Origin of the sequence: Pseudoalteromonas sp. 78C3, assembly GCF_002836695.1 — a bacterium.
Classification (GTDB): Bacteria; Pseudomonadota; Gammaproteobacteria; order Enterobacterales; family Alteromonadaceae; genus Pseudoalteromonas; species Pseudoalteromonas arctica.
In genome coordinates this window covers 1-17,306 of the sequence record NZ_PJAV01000178.1, presented here as the reverse complement: position 1 = coordinate 17,306, position 17,306 = coordinate 1, and the positions used below count along the sequence as shown (strand labels likewise).

Genomic DNA, 17,306 nt, shown 5'->3' with positions numbered 1-17,306 from the left:
TAAAATTGGTGAATAACCGAGTGACTCAGTTACTCGTAAATTATTTTTTAATTCGTAATTACACAGCCTGTTGGTGCTGTAAATTTTGTAAAGTGACTTCTTTTACATCCACCAGCTTGTTTAGCTGGCTGGTTAATAGGTGAATAGGTTTATCACTATCTACCGTCATGGCTACGTTGTATAAGCCATCATCCATATTGAGCTGAAAATGCGTTAGGTTAAAACCACGATGACGCACCACTCGTAAAAAGCGCTCTACCGCTATACTTTGGCTTTTTAATGCAATAGTTAGGCTATGTTTCATTTTGCTTTCTCCGTCATCATTTCGTCGTTAGCAGCCCCAGGTGGTACAAGTGGCCAAACATTTTCTTTATCATCAATACAGGCATGTACTATGTACGGGCCTTTGCTGTTAACTAATGCTGTAATAGCATCATCAACTTGGTTCGCGTGGGTAATTGTTTGCCCTGGAATACCAAATACAGCAGCTAGTTGCACAAAGTCTGGGTTATCCGACAGGTTAGTTTCAGAGTAACGTCCTTCAAAAAACAGTTCCTGCCATTGGCGAACCATACCCAACCGCTGGTTATCTAAAATTAATATTTTTACAGGTAAATTATTACGGCGAATCGTGGCCAATTCTTGAATATTCATCATTATTGAGCCATCGCCCGATACAGTGATAACAAAGTCATCAGGGCGTGCTACTTGTGCGCCAATAGCAGCCGGTAAACCAAAGCCCATCGTGCCTGCGCCACCACTGCTTAAATGATTACTCGGGTGAGTAAACTTCATGTGTTGTGCTACCCACATTTGATGCTGACCTACATCGCAACACACAACGCCAGTTTTTGGCATGCGTTGGCTCAGTTGGTTTAATAAGTACGGTGCGTAGACCTTCTCACCTGGGTAGTCGTAACGCCACGCGTGTTTAATATTCATTTCTTTATTTGTGTCACACCACGCTTTAGGTGTTACAAAGCACTCAAGTGCGGGTAACGACGTTTTTAAATCAGCAATTAATGAAGCTTTAGCAGGTTTTCGCTTACCAACTTCAGCAGCATCGATATCTAAATGGATTACTTTAGCTTTAGCTGCAAATTTAGCTAAGTTACCCGTTACGCGGTCATCAAAGCGCGCACCTATACACACAAGTACATCACATTCTTGCACGGCAATATTAGCGGCTTGACCACCATGCATACCTAGCATGCCTAAGTAATGCTCGTAGTCAGGTAACACACTGCCTAATGCTTTTAGTGTTGATACAGCAGGCATCTGCGTTTTATTTAAAAACTGCATTAACTCGTCTTGCGCATCAGCGGCTTGTACACCACCGCCTACGTACGCTACAGGCTGTTTAGCCTCACTCAACAATTGATTAGCAATAGCAACTTGCTTTAAATCTAACTCAGGTAAGTATTCATCAGCTGCAAGCCAAGGCTTAAAAGGGACTTGCGCCATTTGAATATCTTTTGGGATATCGACAAGTACAGGACCTGGTCGGCCGCTTTGCGCTAAATGAATTGCTTCTTGTAGTATCTCTGCTAAGTCTTCCGCTCGTTCTACCATGTAGCTGTGCTTAGTACACGAAAGCGACATACCTAGTACATCTATTTCTTGAAACGCATCTGAACCAATAGCTGCAGTAGGCACTTGGCCGGTGATCGCCAATAATGGTACTGAGTCCATCATCGCATCAGCAAGGGCAGTTATTAAGTTAGTTGCACCTGGGCCCGATGTTGCAAAACACACACCTAATTTACGCGTGCTGCGAGCATAACCAACAGCTGCAAACCCTGCACCTTGCTCATGGCGAGTAAGGTAGTGTTTGACTGGCGCGCCATACAGCGCATCGTAAATTGGCATAATAGCTCCGCCTGGGTAGCCAAATACTTCATTTACGCCGTGTTTGGCCAATAAGTCGATTGTTAGTTCTGCGCCTGTCATTAATAAACCCTCATTCCTCAGTGACAACCCAATTACATTTTTACGCTAAAAACTTTACCCTTAAAACTAAAAAGCCCTCCGAACGGTTAAGTGCGGAGGGCTTTTTTAATGCTTAAGTTTTTAAAGCACTACGAAGCCCTCGCGGGAATAATCACCACGATAATAATCAGGACTAGGTTAAGTGCGTTTGTAAGCATGTAATTAATACCAAATTTTGTTCAATTATCGCGAAGGTTATTCCTTCGCTCTCTTTTTATATTAGTACCGCGCTAGGCCCTTTAAGTCAACACCAAAGTTAATCTAACAAAAAGACTAAAAGGCAATTTATCAGGTTTTAAAATTCATTATACAAGCTGGTAGTGGTTTTTTTATGCTCTAATTTTATTCTCAGAAATTCACTATTCTTATATCCCTTATTTAAGGTTTGATTAATTTTTAAGAATATTTTTATAAATAAAATTATTTATCACCTTCAGGTAATGCGTAGGTTCTCTTAAGCGACTCTTAAGTGTTGTTGCATAGCATGGCGTTGTTATTTTAAACGAGCCTAAATATGAACGTAATTAGTCAAACACCAGCACAAAAAAAGCCAAATCGTAGTAAACGGTTTTACATTCACTGTAGTGCAAATGCCTTTGTAGTGATGATTGCCTGTTATTACTGTTTAGTTATAAACATTCCTTTTATTCAAGGTTCGTTTAGCGCCATAACCTCTCTTGCATCTTTTTCATGGCTATTTTTACTTTCAGTCCCGCTACTTTTGTTATGCCTTTTAATTATTTTCTTTTCGATAGTGTCGGTTAGATGGTTATTAAAACCAGTTAACTATCTTTTACTGATAATTTCTAGCGCCGTGCTTTACGGCTCATTAAATTACGGTGTCGTGTTTGACTATTCAATGATTCAAAACACGTTCGAAACCGATTCAAGCGAAGCGCTGAGCTATTTAAACCCTCAGCTCATAGCCTTTTTACTGTTGTTTTGTGCGCTACCTATTTTTATATTAAGCAAAGTAAAAATACACTTTACCCGCCCTCACCAAGAAGCGATTAGTCGTATAAAACTTATTGTAGCGTGCTGCTCATTAATTGCTTTAGTGGTCGTAAACTTTTACGCCGACTACGCAGCCACAGGCCGCAATAACCGCATTTTGAAAAAAGAAATCATCCCATTTCAGTATCTCTCTAGCGGTTATAAATATATGCGCGATCAGCTGCTGTATACCAATATGGAATTTAAAAATATAGATGCAACACCCACCCTCATTGCACCCAATACCACCAGCGTAACAGTTATGGTTGTTGGCGAAACCGCACGAGCAGAAAACTTTGCTTATCAAGGTTATAAGCGTAACACCAATCCTTATACACAAAAGTATAATGTGACGTATTTTAATAATGTGGCGTCTTGTGGAACCGCTACTGCAGTGTCTGTGCCGTGTATGTTTTCACTGCAAACACAAGATAACTTTGATCGATTAGCAGCCGACAACCAACAAAACCTGATTGATTTAGCACAACAAGCTGGCAGCGACGTACTGTGGGTTGATAACAACAGCGGCTGTAAAAACGTATGCACCCGTGTTGTTAATATTGATATACCAACCACCCCATCAGCGCTTTGCGATGGAAAATATTGTTTTGATGAAGTGCTTATTGCTCCACTTAAACGCAAACTCGCTAATTTAAGCCAAGCTAACACCGTTATCGTCCTACATATGATGGGCTCACACGGACCAACCTACTTTAAACGCTACCCAGATAAATTTAAGCAATTTACGCCCACGTGCGACAGAAGCGACATTCAAAACTGCTCACTCGATGAATTAGTTAATACCTACGACAACACAATTGCGTACAGCGACTTTGTTAACGCCCAAGTAATTGAGCAATTAAAAACACTGCCAAACAACATAGATAAGCAGTTTTTATATGTCTCTGACCATGGTGAATCACTTGGCGAAGCCGGTGCTTATTTACATGGTTTTCCGTATAGCTTTGCACCTAGCACACAAACGCATGTTCCTCTTTATATGTGGGCTGATGAGCATAATCAGCGCATTACCAATACCTGTTTAGCTAATTTAGACACCACTGCTGCACGCTCACACGACAATATTTTTCACACTCTTTTAAATTTAATTGGCATTAAAAGCAAAACGTATCAGGCATCCCTTGATTTACTTGCTAGCTGCCAAACAACACCAAGCGAAATAAAACTATGAGTAATAAAACCGTTATAAAACGCCAAGGCTTAATGCGCCTTATTTTTACCTTAAGCCATTCTTTTAACGGCTTAAAATGGATGAGTCGATTTGAAGCGGCGTTTCAACAAGAGTTAGCACTGTTTTCGTTACTTGGTGTGTTTGTATGGCTACAAGAAATTGCACTAAGCGATAAATTATTACTTAGTGCCAGCCTGCTGTTTGTATTGTTTGCTGAACTTGTAAATACGGCAGTTGAGGTTGTGGTTGATAGGATTGGCAGTGAATACCATGAGCTTTCGGGTCTCGCTAAAGATATAGCCTCTGCCAGTGTGTTTATAGCTATGTTAATTGCCGCACTTATTTGGTGGGCTGTGTTATGGGCATAAAGCTAACTTTTATAGCTAAAATAACGAGGCTAATATTTAAAGTAATACCTAAGGTACAAAATGCACTTGGCCCTGTATGGATTTTTGTTGTATTTGCTGTTTTGGCACTTAGCTTGTTAACACTTGCTCGCTTTGGTTTAAGTGTATGGCAAGGCGAACGTGTATTTGGATCTCATGCGTGGTTATCTATATTTATAGGTGGTTTAAGAGTTGATATAGCCACTCTAAGCTACATTATTATGCCCGCATTACTACTTACCTTACTGATGCAAAGCGTAGGTTGGCAAAATAAAGTACGCGGCCTAATAAAAATTTACTTAGTGGGGATGTCTGCTTTACTCGTTTTTTTTGAAGTGATTACGCCTACGTTTATAAACGAGTACGACTTGCGCCCTAACCGCTTATTTATAGAATATTTAATTTACCCTAAAGAAGTCTCAAAAATGATTTTTTCAGGCTATAAGTTAGAAGTATTTATTGCTGTTATAGCACTTATTTTAAGCTGTAAATTTGCAAGTAAAATATTTAGCAATCAATGGCAAAGCAAGTCATCACTAACAGGTTTAAATCAATCAATTTTAGCGCTTGTTTTAGTATGCTTAACTATTTTTGGCGCCCGCAACTCATTAGGACACAGACCACTTAACCCCGCCATGGTCTCGTTCTCTACTGATCACTTACTTAACGACTTAACCCTTAACTCACTTTATAGCGTCGCATTTGCAGTTAAGCAACTTTCTAATGAGCAATCGAGCCAAGACTATTACGGTAAAATGCCCACCGATGAATTACTTAGTATTGTGCGTAGTAACATGCAAAATACGCAAGGCACATTTAGTGATGTAACCGCCCCTACAAAAACGTTTCATGGCGCAAGTAATACAGGTAAACCCAAAAATTTAGTCATTATTTTACAAGAAAGTTTAGGTGCTCGTTATGTAGGCACGCTTGGCGGTTTACCGCTTACACCTAATATAGACGCCCTTTATAAACAAGGCTGGGGGTTTGATAATTTATACGCCACGGGTACACGTTCAGTACGTGGAATTGAGGCAGTAATTACAGGGTTTACACCAACGCCTTCGCGTGCAGTTGTTAAGCTTGATAAATCACAACGTGACTTTTTTACCATTGCTGATTTTTTAGCGAAGCAAAATTACAACACGCAGTTCATTTATGGTGGCGAAAGCCATTTTGATAACATGCGCAGCTTCTTTTTAGGCAACGGTTTTAAAAGTATCGTAGATACAAATAACTTTAAAAAAATAGACTTTAATGGCTCGTGGGGCGCATCAGACGAAGACTTGTACGACCAAGCCGATATAGAACTTACTAAGCTTAAAAATCAAAACAAACCCTTTTTTAGCCTTATATTTTCAAGCTCTAATCATAGCCCGTATGACTTTCCTGACGATAAAATAACGCTGTACGATAAACAAAAACAAACCCGTAATAATGCTGCCAAGTATGCCGATTACGCACTAGGCACCTTTATCGAAAAAGCTAAAAAATCGAGCTACTGGGATGATACTGTATTTATAGTTATTGCCGATCACGACTCGCGCGTATCGGGTTCAAATTTAGTACCGGTTGATCACTTTAAAATTCCGGCCGTTATTTTTGGTAAAGGTATTACCCATAAACGAGATAGCCAACTAGCCAGCCAGCTCGATATTCCTGTTACTCTACTGTCTTTAATTGGCGCAAGTGGTAAGCACCCTATGATAGGTCATGATTTATCAAAGCCAATTAGCGACAACAAACAACGCGCAATGATGCAATACGACAAAAACTTTGCCTACATGCACGATAATAAAGTGGTGGTGTTACAACCACAAAAACCAGCAACCACCTATACGTATAGCAATAACCAGCTTGTACCATGTGAAAACGATGAGCAACTAGTTAAAAAAGCCCTAGCCCACGCGAACTTAGGTAATCTAGCTTATACAAATGGTTGGTATCATTAACCAAGTGACTTGATAATAAAGCCTTGTTAAAGTAACAAGGCTATTTTTATAAACCGAGTAAACATGAAAATCCTCGTTATTGAAGACTCTGAAGCACTAAGACGCAGCTTGCAAGTTGGCCTTAGCAACCTTGGTTTTACCGTAGATGAAACTGGTGATGGCTCAGAAGGGTTGAGTATGGCACTCAGTGGAAACTACGACCTCCTAGTACTTGATTTAATGCTACCGAGCGTTGATGGCATGAGTATTTTACAAGCACTGCGCAGCAGTAATAGCCAAAGCCGTGTGCTAATTTTATCGGCACGAAGTGAGCCTCAAGATAAAATTAGCGGCCTTATGAAAGGCGCTGATGATTATTTAACTAAGCCATTTTCGTTTGAAGAACTCCATGCTCGTGTCCTTGCATTACTTCGTCGTGGTTCACTGCAAAACCAACAAAATACCCTTACCGTAGGTGATTGCGTATTAGATCTGTCACTTAAAACTCTTCACTACAAGCAACATGCCATTGAGCTCACTCGCAATGAATACAAAATAATAGAATGCTTATTTAACGCCCCAGAGCGAGTATTAGGGCTTGAGCTTATAAGTGAAGCGGTGGTAGGTCAGTTTGATATGCTCTCTAAAAATGCGCTTGAAGCACACATCTCAACCATACGTAAAAAAGTAAGACAGTTTGATGGCGAGCTCCCGATAAAAAACAAACGTGGATTTGGTTATGTCGCAACAACAAAATAAAAGTCACTCAATAAAACGTAAACTCGTTAATAATATTAGCGCTGTGATCTCTGTTATTTTATTCACCATATTTTTAACCGTTGATCTAAGTGTTGATACTTGGGTGGAAGATCAGTTTAATCAGTCTTTAACTAACAAAGCTAACTACTTAAAAACCTTAGTTGAAGATGACAACAACGTGGTTGAATTTGATTTTGCTGGTGAGTTTATGTCGGAGTATGAAGCTGCAGATGCCACGGAGTTTTACCAATTATGGCATGGCCGTGATGTGTTTGAACGCTCGGACTCATTAGCGCTTTATGAAAATGCTAACCTGCCTTTTTTAGAAATGCCGATAAACGAATCTAAAATTATAGATTACGAGCTTCCTAACGGGAGTGATGGTCGCGCACTTATAAGTCACTTTGTAGCCCAAAAAGATGATAGAAATCCCACTCACTCTGCTGTTTTTAATACCATGACTCTTGCAATCGCAGCGCCCACCTCCGAACTTAATAAAGTACTGATTATTATTGATGTGGTCTTTATTTTAACCTGTGTACTTGGTGTGTTTGGTGTGCGCTATTTAGTGACACGTATTGTAAATAAAGGTCTGCACCCGCTACACAACTTAAACGACCAAATTAAGTTACTCGATATTACCGGTGTTGCGCAAACAATAGAAAGCGACTTTAAAGTAGAAGAAATAGAACCTATACGTAACGAGCTAAATAAGTTTATTACCGTTAATCAGCAACTCTATAGTAATGAAAAACGCCTAACAAGCGACATTGCACACGAGCTTAAAACCCCAATAGCTGAACTCATAAGCCTCTCAGAGGTGGCTATTCGCTACCCTGACGATAAACGAATTAGCGACACCTATACCAGTGATGTGCTTAATATTTCACAGCGTATGAAAACGATTGTTAGCAACCTATTACTGTTGCAGCGCTCAAGTAGCAGTGCAATGCAATTAAATGCACAAAATATCATTCTAAATAACCTAGTAAATCAAATTGTTGATGAGCTGACCTTTAAGCACCCAACTATTAAAGCGCGTTTAAATAATGAGATAACTGACGAGTTTACACTTAATGCTGACGAATTTAGTTTAAATACCATTTTATGTAACTTAATCGATAACGCACTATTTTATGGACTCCCTGAGGCACCAATTAAATTAACTGCCGTAAATAACAGCACAAACATGACCATCTCTGTTAGTAACAAAGTAAATAAACCACTAAGTAGTGAACAGCTCACTGCTATTTTTGACCCGCTCTATCAGCTAGATTCATCTAGAACTAATAACCAGCGCCATGGTTTAGGATTATCAATTGTACAGAGCTTATGTAACTTAAATCGCTTTACTATTACGGCCAGTAATACCGAAAGCAATACGTTAACGTTTATATTAACGTTACCTAAGAAGTAAATTTAGGTTAGTATTTACACTACTAATTTTGAAATTTTAAGGACAAACCATGAATGCTCTTACCCGTGTTAGCCACTTTTTTATTGTGGCATTACTTATAACATTTAGCCTTAACAGCTATGCTGCTCCTGCCATATACAAGATAGAAAAAAATGGCGTTAGCTCTTACTTATTTGGCACCGTACACGTTGGTGATGCCAGCATGAAAGGCTTACCTAAAAATGTAACCGATGCAATTAGTGCAAGCAAAGAAGTGATTGTTGAAGTTGATATAAGCAAACTTACTCCACTTGAAATGCAGCAGCGTTCAATGCCATTTATGATGCTAAGTGACGGTAAAACACTGCAAACTGAGCTTTCAAAGCAAAATTATACCAAGCTAAAAGATTACTTTGCTAAAAAGTCGATTGATATTGCTATGTTTAATGGCTTAAAGCCTTGGGCTGTTATGGTGACTATGATGCAAATTGAATTTCAAAATGCAGGTTATTCAGATAAAACCGGCATAGACAAGCAAGTGCTTAGTTATGCTAAAGAGCATAATATTAAAATTGGCGAGCTTGAAACCCTAGAACAACAACTACAAATGTTTGATGGTATGGCGCTATTAAGCAATGAAATGATTGAAGAAACCTTTGAGCAACTCAGCGATATTAATACTTACTTTATCAAATTAGTTAATGCCTGGAAAAACGGGGATATGGATACACTAACCGATTACTACAACATGAGTTTTGATGACAGTAATTACGGTGAAATTAGCGAGCAAGTAATGCTAACTAACCGCAATAATAATTGGGTTAAACAACTCACACCGCGTTTAGCAAACGAGCAACTATTTATTGCCGTAGGCGCTCTGCATTTACCTGAAAAACACGGGTTACTTAAACAGCTACGAGATAAAGGCTTTAGCGTTACTCGTCTTTAAAATAAAAATGGGTTGAGTGAATTTTCGCTCAACCTTTCTCTGAGTTTTTAATTAAAGTCTTCCATTTTTAAGTAATTCTCTATTCCTTCAATTTTGTCTGCCGCATGATGATTTACATAAATCACAGTACTTGTATTAGCAGCACAAATTTTCTCTATTAGTAGCAGTACACGTTGCCTGTTTGCTTCATCTAATCCTAAGCAAGGTTCATCTAAAATAAGTAACGTTGGATGCTTTACCATAGCTCGTACAATTAAAAGCATACGTTGATCGCCGTACGAAAGCTGGGTGAATGAGGTGTTTTGCTTGTCACTTAAACCAATAAATGCCAGCCACTGCTTAGCAATATTAATTTGTGCATCGCTCGGCTTTTGATATAAACCTATGCTGTCATAAAAACCAGATATAACAGTATTTAAAGCCGATATACTTACGCGATAATCCATATGTAGCGCGTTAGATATAAAACCAATATGCTGTTTTATATCCCAAATACTCTCCCCGGTTCCGCGTTTAAAACCGAACACTTCAATGTCATTGTTATAACACTGTGGGTTATCACCTGTTATTAAATTTAATAGGCATGTTTTACCTGAACCGTTCGCTCCAGTAAGCTGCCAATGCTGATGCTTTTTTATAGTCCAATTGAGATTTTTGAATATGCTTACGTCACTATAACTAACTTTAGCATTACTCAATTTAACTAAGGTATTACCAGTGAATGTCTTTTGCTCTTGCTCGGCGTCAGGAGATGGCACATCCAATGAAGTATGCTCTAAATGAAGTAGTTTTAGTAAGTCACTTAATTGCTCACTACTTGGCTTTGCTAAAGTATGTAACAAGCAACCTTGGTTTACATAGCCATAGTGAGTAATGAATGAAGGGATTTCGTCTAGGCGGTTTAGTACAAAAACAAAAGTAATAGTTTGGCTAAGCTCTATGAGTATTTTATTAAGTTGCTGGCAAGATTGTACGTCGAGTCCATCAAATGGCTCGTCAAGCACGACTAACTCACTATGGGAGCTGAGTGCTTTTATAAGTAGGAGTTTACGAGTTTCACCCGTTGAAAGTTCTCTAAAATGCCTATTTAGTAATGAGCTAAATTTAAATAATTCTATTAGCTGCGCTAATAACTCACCATTATTACTATGCTCTGCAAATATAAGGTCTTTAACGAGGCTATGCTTTTCATGCTCTAATTCTTGGGCCAGTAACTGTTTATGCGAATCTGAAGACACGAGCATAAGTTTATTAATACTACTTATACGCTTACCACTTTCGCACTTAGCTTCACCAACTAACGCAGCTGTCAGTGCAGATTTACCGGCTCCATTAGCACCTAGAAGCAGCCAATGTTCTCCTAGATTCACTTGCCAATCTAGGTTGCATATGTCGTAACGACTTTTGCCTTGTCCTTGTAAGTAACCATTAAATTGCTCAAGCGTAATTGACTGCACTAACTTTTCCTAATAAACCTTAAAACAGCAAGTTAACGCATATTAAAAGTGCTTAGCAAGCTTGTTATCTGCAAAATTAATTTATTTCACTAGGGCGTATTGATCTTTGTGGATTGAAATTTGTTCAATCTAGGGGCGATTAAATCGCGGCGCGGGGTTTGTAACCTAGTGGGCTCGATTACTGCTCCTGCGTTATTCTAATGGCTTACATCCATGTAAGAATAAGTCAAAACCGAGTAACAAAGAGTTAATCGTCCCTAAAAAGAACCCAATGGGCAGCGCATGTTTGGTATTTATGCTGCGTTATCGCATATTTATGGGGAATAACCACACTACATAGGCTCTGCCTTGCCTAAAAACCAAACAGTCTGCTGCAAATTCAACTACCAAAGATCAACACGCCCTAGCAACGCTAATACTATTTAATGCGTCTTTAATTGCTTGCTGACTTATTGGTTTATGAATATGAAGGTTAGCCCCATATTTATAAGCTCGCTCTATATCATTTTGTGAAGTATTTGCTGTTATAACAATAATTGGCATTACTTTATTAAGATCAGAGCGTATTTTTTTAATCGCCTCAAACCCATCCATTACTGGCATATTTAAGTCCATAAAAACAATATCGTATTGATTTTCACTCACCATATCGCACGCGACTTTGCCGTTTTCAGCGCAATCATAGCTTAAACCTAATAAGCTAAGTATGCGGGTCAGTAATATAGTATTTAATGGATTATCTTCAACGACTAAACACTTTAGTTTGTCATTTATTTTACGAGGGTTTGGAAGAGCTTTACTGGCAATTATTGGTAAGTGCAAAGATACCAGCGCCCCATGGGCTTCATTATTTTTGAAGGTAATTTCACCGTGCAACGCCTTTACAACATACTGAACCCGAGTGAGACCTGTTCTTAATCCTTGAAAATGGTTTGTTTGTTTAAATGAGTCAAATTCAAGATCAGTAATCTCTTTCGAAAAACCACAACCAGTATCACTTACAGTTACACAAAGTTCATTATTAAAAAGCTTTGCAGAGACAGTAATTTCACCTTCTGTCGTAAACTTTATAGCGTTACTGATTAATTCTGTAAGCGTATGCTGCAAACGTTGATGATCCAATTTACATACACAATTTAATGATTCATCTAAACAACTAACTAGTTTTAGGCCTTTTTGCTGACAAGCATGCTCGTAAGCCATTAGTACTTTATTACACGACTCTAGAAGGTTTTCATTTTTAAATTGCGGTACCCACTTACCTGTACTTAAAGCTTGCAAGTCTTGCAGTTCATCTAATATGGCTATTAACCTAAGTGCGCAGTAATTAGCTTGGGTTTTAACGCTTTGCTGCGTATCAGAAACCTTTAACTCCTCAATAGACGTAATAAGACCCTGTAAAGGAGTTCTAAATTCGTGACTTGCTCTGGCAATAAAATGCTCTTTATTTTGACTCACTTGTTGAGCGAACTCTTTTTGTTTTTGGTATTTAGACAATGCGTTACCTATTTCTTTTTCCATTGGCATAAATACAAATCTTAACTCTACAAGTAGTAAAAACATCGCCATAAGCCAAAATAATAATTCAAGGTTAGATACCCAGTTCAATTTTTGGACAGCTTGCTCTTCAAATAAATTCACTGCATGATCTAGTTGCTTTAATAGCTCTTCAACCTCAGTTACAGAGAATATACGCTTATCTACTTGGCCTTGTTGATAAAGCAAATTTTCCGCTTGCTGGATATATGTTGCAACTTGGGAATCTAGTTTATGAGGAGCTAACGTATACAGCTTAATAAGCTTAGGTGTAAGGTATTGATACTCTCCATTACCATTTTTTGAAAGTAAGTAATTATGAGTTTTTTTGAATGATACAACTGACGCTTTTAACGCTTTAGTATGCTCAGAAATATTTGTTGCCGATAATAATAACTCATTACTATGCCAAGCTATTTTTTGAGAAAGCATTCTCTGCTTACCAGCCATATTTATTATTTTTGCGTCGTATTTTTGCACCGAAAAATAATACTGCATAAGTGATGCTGATGTGCTTATTAATAGTGCTATTGCTATTAATGCCCATCGGTAACGAGTACGGATATTCGCGACAACTTTAAACATACTAAGCCTTGTTTTTGTTTTAAGTGTAGCTCAATTTTTTAGAACTAATAAGCAGCTTAAATAATGATTATTAAATAAAAAAGCCCAACTAAAAAGTTGGGCTAATAAAATAAAACTATTTAACTATCTATTTTCTAAACGGTTATAGTCGAACATTCCATATTCTATCCCACGATATTTTTTAGCAGTATCGTGCAATATATCGCTGTATTGCCAAAACTGTGGATGAGTACGTCGAATACCAAACTTAGATTTCAATGCACCATAATCAGCTTCTATTTGCATCATAGGCAATTGCTCGGCAAAAGCATTTACTTGCTGCTCGTTATTTAAATACCAAATAGCTGCTGGATAATCTCCGATAAACCCAGGAACAATAGTCGCGGTATCTTCATCATAAGCACGTTGGCCATCTTCGTTTAATAAACTAGATATATTGTAATGCGCATTATGATGAATAATAGTGTAGCCCTTATGGCTATTATCTTCTTGCTTTACAAGTATAAAAGAAAGCTGAGGTAATAAGTTAACCGCTTTTGCTGGCATTTCACTTATTACATTTAACGGCTTTGGCACTTCAGTGTAGTTGTATTTTTCACTTAAAACTGGCGCTAAGGCTTCTTTCATCAAGGTATATAGTTCATGCTGTGGATCATCAGTTTCATAGTTAATACCACTGGGTTGGCTAAATTCTCGGTTACTTTTAAAGAACTTAGATAAGTCAGGTGGTGAATTACGATACCACTGCTTTTTGATTTGATTACGCTTGTGCTCAGGTAATAGAGCTAAAAAGTTTTGCTCTCCCTCTAAACGTAAAAAATCCATATATAAACGTGTAACCAATTGATGGCCTATATTTCCGTATACATCAAAGCCTGCCACAAGCAAATAATGAATACGTTCAAATAACGCATAATCAAGTATCCACGTGGTTTTAGGCTCTTGACCAATAAAACCTTTAACAACAGTTGCACTATCAAAATGGCGGAAAATAGTCAGCGCAGCATTTTTATTATGCCCATCACCTTTCCAAAGCAAGTCAGTTGTAAGATGCTCGCCACCTTTAAACATTTCGTTAGCAAGCTCAACTTTTGCCTGTAAATATTTTTTCTCACGAACTGAATATTTAACCCAGCTAGAAATAGGTAACGCATTACTTTCCTCTGCAGCAGGAAGTTCTAGCGCTTCTTCATGTTGCATTAGCATTTCCCCTACAGCAGGAGTCGCAACCTTATCAGGATCAGCAAATGCCACCCAAAAGTGATCATTTATAACATTTAAAGCAATCTGACCACGACAAACAGGCCCTTTTATAAAGCCCATAATAATTAACTCGGCTTCATCAAGCATAAATTGATATTTAGAATTAATAGGAATAACTTCAAAAGTTTTAAATGGGTTAGATGCTGACTTAGGCTCATAACTCGGCATTTGCGTAACTGTATAATCTGGCGCAATAAACTGCTCGTACAAACGCAGTAATTTAGCTTCATTAAGCTCAAGTGGTAAATGCGTTTTAGAAAGTATGGTTGTACGCTCTTGCATAAAACGATAATAAACACGGCTAACTTTAGGGTCATCGTATGGACGACGCGTATTAATTAACTTTATTTCCTCACCAGGAGGCGTACTTGAGCGAACTAGTTTAAAAAAGCTTTGTGGGTTCTCTGACGTAAAATAAATATGTGCTAAAAACCAATGTTCATAAATATAACGTGCTGATAACTGATACTTTAAGTTATCTTGATTTAAAAATGCTTCCCAGCCCTTTATTTTATTCTGATCATACTTACTTGGTGGCTCAATATGTGACATTTTACCGCCATTTTTAAGCCAGTTCTGTAAATGATTAAACTCTTCGCGCGAAACCCCAGGTAAACCATAAGGCATACCGCCATGAGGTTGCTCGTCAGCTAATCGGTCAAACTCCCCCATTGTTGCACAGGTTTGCGAACGCCCTAATGAAAAATCAAATTCATCATCTAGCACTTCATTAGTTGGTAATTCATAGCTTTGCTTTAACACTAAACTATTAAATAAAACACTTCCCGCTAAGTTTGCTTCTTCACTTTGTACGCGCTCATTTAGCACTGGCGTAAAGTTTTTTTCTCGCCATTGCTGTGTATTGGTTGCATCAAATAATAAACGGCTTGGGGTCGTTGCCAATAAACGAGTTCCATCGTAAACAAGCTCTTTACTCAAACCTCGGTCAATACCTTCAGGGGATGAGAGCTTAAGCTGGCAAGGTGCATCGTAACAACCATGGCAAACGACGCAGCGGGTATCGAGCACTGGTTTTACGTTTTGTAAAAAATCAGCTCCAGCAAGAGTAGAATGTGGAACGATACGCTCTTGCGCTTGCTCTGGTCCAAATAAATCATCGTAATGTGCATTACCTAAGTAAGCACAACCACTAAGGATAATTAATACAAATGTACTTATTATTATTTTTTTCATTCGTCCTCGTCACCTAAATCGAAGGTGGGCATCATATCCATTTGAGGAGAAACGAATGTTTTCTGACCTTCAGTATTCAAAACAATACTTAAAAGAGGCCCATGCGTTAATGTTATCTGCGCATCATGCTCTTGCTCTAATATACTTAAATACAGAGAATCAGTTATAAGCAACTCATAACCGCTAACGGTAATAGCTACACTGCTATCTTCACTTGGATTTTGGCAAATTTGAGCAAGTAACTCATCATCAAGTCCAATTGATATTTCAAAATCAGGCTGCTCTAAATCTCTATCACTTAATGATTCATCTAATAGAAATAAAGGAAGGGTTAAATTGCTATCTTGTTCAAATTCCATTGCGTTCTCTGCACTTTCTGACGATTTAATTGGCGAGTATTATAACAAACTAGCGAGTAAATTAACGCTAAAGCTAATGTAACTGTTTAAACGTCATCTATAACAGATTCGATCACCGAAAATACAGCACCTTGAGGGTCGCATATAACACTAAAACGACCAACATCGGGGATATCTGTTGCAGGAACACATACTTGTCCACCTAAGCTAGCGGCTTTATTTACTGCTGTATCGCAGCTCTCTACTGCAAAGTAAATCATCCAATGAGCAGGAATATCTTCAGGCCAGTCGCTTGTCATCTCAAGCATACCGGCAATTGGCTGTCCACCGACTAAAAATAAAGTGTAATCCATACCGTCCATTGGCTTTATTTCACTTTCCCAGCCTAGTAAAGCACAGTAAAAGTCTCTACTTACTTTACTATTTCTGGTTGCTAACTCATGCCAATAAGGAGTGTTTAATTCACCTAAGTGCTTACAACCTTTATGCTCATTTCCTTGCCATAGTGCAACAGTGGCACCTACAGGATCTTTTAGCATCAACATTCGTCCTGCATTCATAACATCATGAGGACCGGCAATAACTTCAGCACCTAGTTCTTTAGCTTTTAGCGCACAATCATCAACATTATCGACGGCAATGTAAGCCAACCAATGACTTGGGATCCCTTCACTAATTTGCTCTTTAGGCATTTCATACATAGCGGCTATATCACCACCTTGCTTTTGTAGCATAGTGTAATATATGTCCTCCCCAATAGGTTGATCGTCATACCCCCAATCAAATAATGAGGTATAAAACGTCTTACCATCTTTCCAATTATGGGTACAAAGTTCTGACCAACAAAAAATACCATGTGGGTGATTATCAATTTCACTCATTATTAAACCCTTATTATTCTATTTTTATCTAAACGAGCTCTGTCACATTTTATAAACTACATAATTGAACAGATCATAAATTGAGATTAGAGCAATAACTAAGCGGAGTCGATAAAAGAAGGGCAAGAATTCGTTATTCAGTTGTTTCATATATGAGGTTTTTAACGCAGTTAGCGTCAGATTTAATCCCTCAAATTGATTAGATATTATTGCTGATTGATATAAATTATTTACTAAGAAGTCCTTCGCTCTAGAGGAATCCCTGAATCACTTTTTTGCAGACGTAAAAAAGCCCGAATCATTAGATTCGGACGCTCTACAATATAAAATCGGTACGCTACGCAGTATATCAGCGTCGGGAGTCGCTACGCTCGCCCGCCCTACGTGATGTGTGTTGATGTGAGTGTGTGTTAATTGCGCGCATTTCACTTTTCTG

General features: G+C 38.3%; 13 protein-coding genes. 6 read left to right on the top strand and 7 right to left on the bottom strand.

Translation table 11 applies throughout. The annotated features are described in order from the left end of the window. Nucleotides 1-58: 58 nt before the first annotated feature. Nucleotides 59-304, bottom strand: a complete 246-nt coding sequence (gene ilvM / locus CXF76_RS20420) for an acetolactate synthase 2 small subunit (RefSeq protein ID WP_010553831.1) — start codon at nucleotides 302-304, stop codon at nucleotides 59-61. Continuing rightward, complete coding sequence (gene ilvG / locus CXF76_RS20415) at nucleotides 301-1,950, bottom strand: acetolactate synthase 2 catalytic subunit (protein ID WP_007582116.1); 1,650 nt, start codon at nucleotides 1,948-1,950, stop codon at nucleotides 301-303. Before ilvG ends, ilvM begins: the two co-directional genes overlap by 4 nt. A 553-nt stretch (nucleotides 1,951-2,503) precedes the next feature. On the opposite strand from ilvG, the gene CXF76_RS20410 reads away from it, so the two are divergent. From CXF76_RS20410 to CXF76_RS20385, 6 genes are all read left to right on the top strand, one after another. Next, nucleotides 2,504-4,174 carry a phosphoethanolamine transferase gene (locus tag CXF76_RS20410; RefSeq protein ID WP_101164489.1) on the top strand — a complete coding sequence of 557 codons (1,671 nt, stop codon included), beginning with the start codon at nucleotides 2,504-2,506 and terminating at the stop codon, nucleotides 4,172-4,174. Next, nucleotides 4,171-4,542 carry a diacylglycerol kinase gene (locus CXF76_RS20405; protein WP_024591426.1) on the top strand — a complete coding sequence of 124 codons (372 nt, stop codon included), beginning with the start codon at nucleotides 4,171-4,173 and terminating at the stop codon, nucleotides 4,540-4,542. The genes CXF76_RS20410 and CXF76_RS20405 overlap by 4 nt, the downstream gene beginning before the upstream one ends. Then, a complete protein-coding gene (locus tag CXF76_RS20400) occupies nucleotides 4,533-6,512 on the top strand; it encodes an LTA synthase family protein (RefSeq protein ID WP_101164488.1) in 1,980 nt (659 codons plus the stop codon). The genes CXF76_RS20405 and CXF76_RS20400 overlap by 10 nt, the downstream gene beginning before the upstream one ends. 63 nt (nucleotides 6,513-6,575) lie before the next feature. Then, nucleotides 6,576-7,250: a response regulator transcription factor gene (locus tag CXF76_RS20395; protein ID WP_024591423.1), complete on the top strand. Its 675-nt coding sequence runs from the start codon at nucleotides 6,576-6,578 to the stop codon at nucleotides 7,248-7,250. Continuing rightward, the gene (locus CXF76_RS20390; RefSeq protein ID WP_101164487.1) at nucleotides 7,231-8,667 is read left to right on the top strand and encodes a sensor histidine kinase; all 1,437 of its coding nucleotides are present in this window, start codon (nucleotides 7,231-7,233) and stop codon (nucleotides 8,665-8,667) included. Before CXF76_RS20395 ends, CXF76_RS20390 begins: the two co-directional genes overlap by 20 nt. A 49-nt stretch (nucleotides 8,668-8,716) precedes the next feature. After that, nucleotides 8,717-9,595 (top strand): TraB/GumN family protein, encoded by an 879-nt coding sequence (locus CXF76_RS20385; RefSeq protein ID WP_024591421.1) that lies wholly within the window; start codon nucleotides 8,717-8,719, stop codon nucleotides 9,593-9,595. Between the two features lie 47 nt (nucleotides 9,596-9,642). On the opposite strand, the gene CXF76_RS20380 is transcribed toward CXF76_RS20385, so the two are convergent. From CXF76_RS20380 to CXF76_RS20360, 5 genes are all read right to left on the bottom strand, one after another. Continuing rightward, nucleotides 9,643-11,052, bottom strand: a complete 1,410-nt coding sequence (locus CXF76_RS20380) for an ATP-binding cassette domain-containing protein (RefSeq protein WP_101164486.1) — start codon at nucleotides 11,050-11,052, stop codon at nucleotides 9,643-9,645. 393 nt (nucleotides 11,053-11,445) lie between these two features. Next, a complete protein-coding gene (locus CXF76_RS20375; protein WP_024591419.1) occupies nucleotides 11,446-13,173 on the bottom strand; it encodes a response regulator in 1,728 nt (575 codons plus the stop codon). A gap of 123 nt (nucleotides 13,174-13,296) precedes the next feature. Further along, the gene (locus tag CXF76_RS20370) at nucleotides 13,297-15,630 is read right to left on the bottom strand and encodes a fatty acid cis/trans isomerase (protein ID WP_024591418.1); all 2,334 of its coding nucleotides are present in this window, start codon (nucleotides 15,628-15,630) and stop codon (nucleotides 13,297-13,299) included. Further along, the gene (locus CXF76_RS20365; protein ID WP_024591417.1) at nucleotides 15,627-15,989 is read right to left on the bottom strand and encodes a hypothetical protein; all 363 of its coding nucleotides are present in this window, start codon (nucleotides 15,987-15,989) and stop codon (nucleotides 15,627-15,629) included. The genes CXF76_RS20370 and CXF76_RS20365 overlap by 4 nt, the downstream gene beginning before the upstream one ends. Nucleotides 15,990-16,075: 86 nt before the next feature. Then, nucleotides 16,076-16,870: a VOC family protein gene (locus CXF76_RS20360; RefSeq protein ID WP_024591416.1), complete on the bottom strand. Its 795-nt coding sequence runs from the start codon at nucleotides 16,868-16,870 to the stop codon at nucleotides 16,076-16,078. Nucleotides 16,871-17,306 lie beyond the last annotated feature (436 nt).

What these genes read in the sequence shown, in the direction of transcription:
- ilvM (WP_010553831.1), bottom strand. Translation starts at nt 304, where the DNA reads ATGAAACATAGCCTAACTATTGCATTAAAAAGCCAAAGTATAGCGGTA.
- ilvG (WP_007582116.1), bottom strand. Translation starts at nt 1,950, where the DNA reads ATGACAGGCGCAGAACTAACAATCGACTTATTGGCCAAACACGGCGTA.
- CXF76_RS20410 (WP_101164489.1), top strand. Translation starts at nt 2,504, where the DNA reads ATGAACGTAATTAGTCAAACACCAGCACAAAAAAAGCCAAATCGTAGT.
- CXF76_RS20405 (WP_024591426.1), top strand. Translation starts at nt 4,171, where the DNA reads ATGAGTAATAAAACCGTTATAAAACGCCAAGGCTTAATGCGCCTTATT.
- CXF76_RS20400 (WP_101164488.1), top strand. Translation starts at nt 4,533, where the DNA reads ATGGGCATAAAGCTAACTTTTATAGCTAAAATAACGAGGCTAATATTT.
- CXF76_RS20395 (WP_024591423.1), top strand. Translation starts at nt 6,576, where the DNA reads ATGAAAATCCTCGTTATTGAAGACTCTGAAGCACTAAGACGCAGCTTG.
- CXF76_RS20390 (WP_101164487.1), top strand. Translation starts at nt 7,231, where the DNA reads ATGTCGCAACAACAAAATAAAAGTCACTCAATAAAACGTAAACTCGTT.
- CXF76_RS20385 (WP_024591421.1), top strand. Translation starts at nt 8,717, where the DNA reads ATGAATGCTCTTACCCGTGTTAGCCACTTTTTTATTGTGGCATTACTT.
- CXF76_RS20375 (WP_024591419.1), bottom strand. Translation starts at nt 13,173, where the DNA reads ATGTTTAAAGTTGTCGCGAATATCCGTACTCGTTACCGATGGGCATTA.
- CXF76_RS20370 (WP_024591418.1), bottom strand. Translation starts at nt 15,630, where the DNA reads ATGAAAAAAATAATAATAAGTACATTTGTATTAATTATCCTTAGTGGT.
- CXF76_RS20365 (WP_024591417.1), bottom strand. Translation starts at nt 15,989, where the DNA reads ATGGAATTTGAACAAGATAGCAATTTAACCCTTCCTTTATTTCTATTA.
- CXF76_RS20360 (WP_024591416.1), bottom strand. Translation starts at nt 16,870, where the DNA reads ATGAGTGAAATTGATAATCACCCACATGGTATTTTTTGTTGGTCAGAA.